The 5092-nt window shown below is 59.5% G+C and carries 3 protein-coding genes; 2 read left to right on the forward strand and 1 reads right to left on the reverse strand.

Annotation, left to right across the window (positions count from 1 at the left end; translation table 11 throughout):
• The first annotated feature begins 685 nt into the window (after nt 1–685).
• Nucleotides 686–916 (forward strand): hypothetical protein, encoded by a 231-nt coding sequence (locus tag FJ398_25950; GenBank protein ID MBM3841331.1) that lies wholly within the window; start codon nt 686–688, stop codon nt 914–916.
• Nucleotides 917–1093: 177 nt separating this feature from the next.
• Here FJ398_25950 and FJ398_25955 read toward each other — a convergent pair whose 3' ends face one another.
• Nucleotides 1094–1876, reverse strand: a complete 783-nt coding sequence (locus tag FJ398_25955; GenBank protein ID MBM3841332.1) for an undecaprenyl-diphosphate phosphatase — start codon at nt 1874–1876, stop codon at nt 1094–1096.
• A gap of 583 nt (nt 1877–2459) precedes the next feature.
• Between FJ398_25955 and FJ398_25960 the strand changes: the two genes are divergently transcribed.
• Entirely contained in the window at nt 2460–5000 is a 2541-nt protein-coding gene (locus tag FJ398_25960) for a DNA topoisomerase III (protein MBM3841333.1), read from the forward strand.
• Nucleotides 5001–5092: the final 92 nt, after the last annotated feature.

The raw sequence follows: 5092 nt of genomic DNA on the forward strand, positions 1-5092 counted from the left end.
GCCGTCATTGAGCCGCACCGTAAACGGGCGAAAAGGCTGCCGCTCAGCGACCTCTTTGATCGCCGTTGCATTCATCGTCCGAATTTACCGCCATGGCCGCCCTGCGGCAACGACCAATGCCGGTCCAAATAAGTTTTTTGAAAATTCCCGCCCGCCTCGATAGCGTTGCGCCTGTGTCCGAAACCAGCCCACAGAAAATTCGCCGCGAGCCAGTGCTGAGGCCCCAAGATCCACCTCGCGGACCTCGCGGAGCCGGAAGGTGAAGTGAGCGATCCGCTTCGTTATCTTCGTTTCCTTCTCTATAAATGAACTTCGGAGTTCGAGTTGAACGAGCGAGGCTTCCCATGAACCTGGTAGGCTGCGTCGCCGCGCAGCCGGTTTTCTGTCGATACGGCGGCGCAGCAGCACCGCCCTACCAGCGCAGGCTCATGGGCCCCCATGAAACCTGGTAGGGACGGATTCCACTCCGTCCCTGACTTTACTCCGCGATCGAAAAGACAATTTCAGGGACGCGGTGGAACGCGTCCTTACCGATTCATGGGCCGTAGGCAGGGTTCTGAGACCAAGGGAGCGTTCCAGGATTCAAACGAACGATTGGCCTATCGGACCCCGACTCGTGCTGTTGAGGCGCTCCGTCCGCAATCGAGAACTTGAAGGAATTGGAAGGCTGTGGCATAGAGCCGGCATGAATCCGAACGAGTTGAGAAAGTTGCTTCAAGCCAGTCCGTTCCGCCCAATTAGGATTTGCACGGGCAGCAACAAAACCTACTCGATTCCGCACCCTGAGTTCGCCGCCCTCTCGCCGGAGGGCGAAACCCTGATCGTATTCCTTCCCGGAAGGGGCGGGCATGATGTCGTGGACGTGCCGCAGATCGAGCGCGTTGAAGTGCGGAAGAAATCGTCGGCACGTTCGTGAAGACGGGCGCGAAGGGTTGCTGGCGCTTCGATTGGCTATCGGCTGGACTTCTCTTCTCATCTGCCCAGCACTTTGATTACTAAAAGAGTGATCCAGGAATCATTCGCTGTTCAACAACTTGACTCAGTTGTGCCAAGTTTTGGAGTTCAAGGACCCTAACTGTTCTTTGCGCGATTTTCACTTCACGAGCAGAAGGAGAATGACGCCAAGCCCAATCCGATACCAGGCGAAGCCGACGAAGGTGTGGGTTTGCACAAAGCGCAGCAGCCAGCGCACCACCGCGAGCGCGGTCACGGCGCCGACGGCGGAACCGAGCGCGATCATGCCCCAATCGATCGCCGGCCCTTGCGGCTGCCGGAGCGCATCCAGAGTTTGCAGCGCGCCAGCCGAAAGCAAAGTCGGGATGCCCAGCAAAAATGAAAACTCGGTCGCCGCGGGGCGGCTACAGCCCAGGGCCAGCGCCGCGAGGATCGTCATGCCGGATCGGGACGCACCCGGGAAAAGCGCGGCCAGCAACTGGGAAGCGCCCGCCGCGACGGCGACTTGCCACGTCACTGCATTCGATAACGTCCGGTTCCGCAACCAGCGTTCGACCGCCAGAAACAGAATTCCGCCGATCAGTGTCGCCCAGGCCACCGGCGCGATTTCTTCAGGCAGTTCGAAATCCAGTTTCTTCAGGATCAAGCCGCCTGCCCCCGTGATGAAGAAAGCGCTCAACAGCTTGGCCAGATAATCTCTCGTCTCCGGGTCGCGCCATTGGAAAAGGAACTGCCGCAGCCGCTCGGTGAAGGTCAGGATGACGGCCAGCACCGCGCCGCATTGCACGACGGTGTTGAATACGTCCGACTGGCGGGGCAGCCAATTCTCCGCCAAAAGCAAATGGCCGGTCGATGAGACAGGCAAAAACTCCGTGACCCCTTCGATGATTCCAAGGAGGACGACAGCAATCCATTCAGGCATGCGGGCTGTTTAGACGCGAAATGGACTTTCAAGACAAGCCGGAAAATCTATGATGCATGTGACGCGACCGGGAAACACACGCGCCCTCGCGTGCATCGACCGGCGCCTCGCCAGTCGAAATGCGGCGCATCTCCGTATGAGGACACGGCTTTTAGCGGCGCTCAAGCGTAGCGCAGAGTTGCACTCTGCCGTATCGCAGAATTGTATTCTGCGGGGCGTCTCCCAGTCCGAGCACGCTGGGACTTGCCGGCGCCCTGCCGATTGGAAATCGGCGATACCGCAGATTGAAAATCTGCGCTACGGTTCTCCGGTCGATCTGTCGTCAATCCCACGGTCTGCACAGTAACCCCTCAGTTCACGACGGTGGAGCGACGGTCCGGCGGAGCCTGTCTTCGATGGCATTGGCTCGGCAGGAGTCTCGCCCCACCTTGACTATCTTAACTGAGAGGGAACGACGCGAATTATTCCTGCTTTGACATCGGAAAACTTTTTGACGACGTTACCGCAGTCAAAAAGAAAGCGTGGATTGGGTTTGCATCGGGGTGCCGCATCGTCTTAGAGATTCGAGCGCATTGTTTTTGTCATGGGCAAAGCATTGATCATTGCCGAAAAACCGTCCGTGGCCGCGGATATCGCCAAAGCCCTGGGCGGTTTTGCGAAGCAGCAGGACTATTTCGAGAGCGACGACTACGTGCTGTCGTCGGCCATCGGCCACTTGCTCGAACTCATCCCCCCCGATGGCGTGGAGGTCAAAAAGGGAAAGTGGAGCTTCGCGCATTTGCCCGTCATTCCCCCCACGTTCGATCTCAGGCCGATTGAGAAAACCGAGACGCGCCTGAAAGTGCTGGCCCGCCTGATCAAGCGCAAGGACGTGGCCCGCCTGATCAACGCCTGTGACGCCGGGCGCGAAGGCGAACTGATTTTCCGCTACATCGTCCAGCACGTCGGCACGAAAAAAACGATCGAACGCCTCTGGCTGCAGTCCATGACCCCGGCGGCGATTCGGGAAGGATTTGCCGTCCTGCGCAATGACGCGGCGATGCGGCCGCTGGCAGACGCCGCGGTTTGCCGGTCCGAATCCGATTGGCTGGTAGGGATCAATGGCACCCGCGCGATGACGGCCTTCAACTCCAAGAGCGGCGGGTTCCAGCTCACCACCGTCGGACGCGTCCAGACGCCGACGCTCGCGATCGTCGTGGAGCGCGAAGAGAAGATCAAAAAATTTGTCCCGCGGGATTATTGGGAAGTCCATGCGACGTTCGGCGTGGAGGCCGGCACTTACACGGGCCGGTGGTTTCACGAGCAATTCTCAAAGGAAAAAAAGGAAGCCGACGCGGACTCGCGGGCGGAGCGAATCTGGGACGTGGCGCGCGCCGAAGCCATCCGCGCCAGGTGTCTGGGCAAACCCGGGGTCATCGCGGAAGAAAGCAAGCCCACGACGCAGCTCTCGCCGCTATTGTTTGATCTGACGAGTTTGCAGCGCGAGGCCAACAGCCGCTTCGGCTTGCCCGCCAACCGGACCCTCCAGATCGCGCAGGCGCTCTATGAACGGCACAAAGTCCTGACGTATCCCCGAACGGATTCGCGCGCGCTCCCGGAAGATTACCTCGCCACGGTGAAGCGCACGTTGAACGCGATGGACCCCACGCCCTACGCGCCGTTCGCCGGAAAGATTCTCGAACAAGAATGGGTGAAGCCCAACAAGCGCATCTTCAACAACGCGAAAATCTCGGACCACTTCGCGATCATCCCGACCTCGCAACCCCCCAGGCATCTGAACGACGACGAGAACCGGATTTACGATATGGTCACCCGCCGGTTCCTGGCCGTGTTTTATCCGGCGGCGGAATTCCTGGTCACCACCCGCATCACGCGCGTCGCGGAGGAACCGTTCAAGAGCGAGGGCAAAGTGATGGTGGCGCCCGGGTGGATGGAAGTGTATGGCCGCGACGTTCAAACCGACGACGCCCCGAACCTGGTCGCCGTGAAAGCCAACGAGACCGCCCGCACCAGCAACGTCGAGGTGATCGCGAACCAGACCAAGCCGCCGCCGCGTTTTACGGAAGCGACCTTGCTCAGCGCGATGGAGGGCGCGGGCAAACTCGTCGATGACGAGGAATTGCGCGAGGCGATGAGCGCGAAAGGGCTGGGCACTCCGGCAACGCGCGCCGCCATCATCGAAGGATTGATTTACGAAAAATACATCCAGCGCATGGGCCGCGAACTCCAGCCCACTCCGAAAGCGTTTTCGTTGTTGGCGCTGCTGCGCGGGCTGAATATTCCCGAACTGTGCTCGCCGGAACTGACCGGTGATTGGGAATTCAAGCTGAAGCAAATGGAGCGCGGCGAACTGCGGCGCGAAGACTTCATGCGCGAGATCGCGAGCGTGACCCGTTCGATCGTGGAAAAGGCCAAGCGCTACGAAAGCGACACCGTTCCGGGGGATTTCGCGACGCTGACCGTCCGCTGCCCCAAGTGCGGCGGGGAGATTCGCGAGAACTACAAAAAGTTCCAATGTCAGTCGTGTGATTTCGCCCTCTGGCGAATCGTCGCCGGGCGCCAGTTCGAAGTTCAGGAAGTGGAAGAGTTGATCACGAAACGCACGATCGGGCCGCTCCAGGGATTCCGCAGCCGGATGGGCAAACCGTTTGCGGCCCTCATCAAACTTACGCCGGATCTCAAGCCCGAGTTCGATTTTGGCCAGAGCAACGGGAATGGCGAAGGCGCGGACAAGGAAGTCGATTTCACGGGGCAGGAGCCGCTGGGAAAGTGCCCGAAGTGCAGCGCCCGTGTCTTTGAAGACGGGATGAGCTACATTTGCGAAAAGGCCACGGGACCGAAGCGGATTTGTGATTTCCGTTCCGGCAAGATCATTTTGCAGCGCCAGATCGAGCGCGCGCAGATGATCAAGCTCCTGCAAACGGGCAAGACGGATTTGCTTCAGCGGTTCATTTCCAAGAAGGGACGGCCGTTCAACGCTTACCTGGTCGTGGGCGAAGGCGGCAAAGTCAGTTTCGAATTCGAGCCGCGTCCTCCCAAAAAGCCCAAAGGGGCCAAGAGCGCGCCGTCAGATCAGGTTGCGAGCAAGGAACCAGGCGAACCTTCCCAGGCGCAGCCAACTTAGTGGTCCATTTCATAAATACGCTCACGTTCGCGGCAAGGGATTTTTCGGCCAGACGAGGCGCGAGCGACGAGCATATCCCGAAGTGGATCTGT

Source organism: Verrucomicrobiota bacterium, assembly GCA_016871535.1.
In the GTDB taxonomy this organism is placed as follows: domain Bacteria; phylum Verrucomicrobiota; class Verrucomicrobiia; order Limisphaerales; family SIBE01; genus VHCZ01.

What these genes read in the sequence shown, in the direction of transcription:
- FJ398_25950 (MBM3841331.1), top strand. Translation starts at nt 686, where the DNA reads ATGAATCCGAACGAGTTGAGAAAGTTGCTTCAAGCCAGTCCGTTCCGC.
- FJ398_25955 (MBM3841332.1), bottom strand. Translation starts at nt 1,876, where the DNA reads ATGCCTGAATGGATTGCTGTCGTCCTCCTTGGAATCATCGAAGGGGTC.
- FJ398_25960 (MBM3841333.1), top strand. Translation starts at nt 2,460, where the DNA reads ATGGGCAAAGCATTGATCATTGCCGAAAAACCGTCCGTGGCCGCGGAT.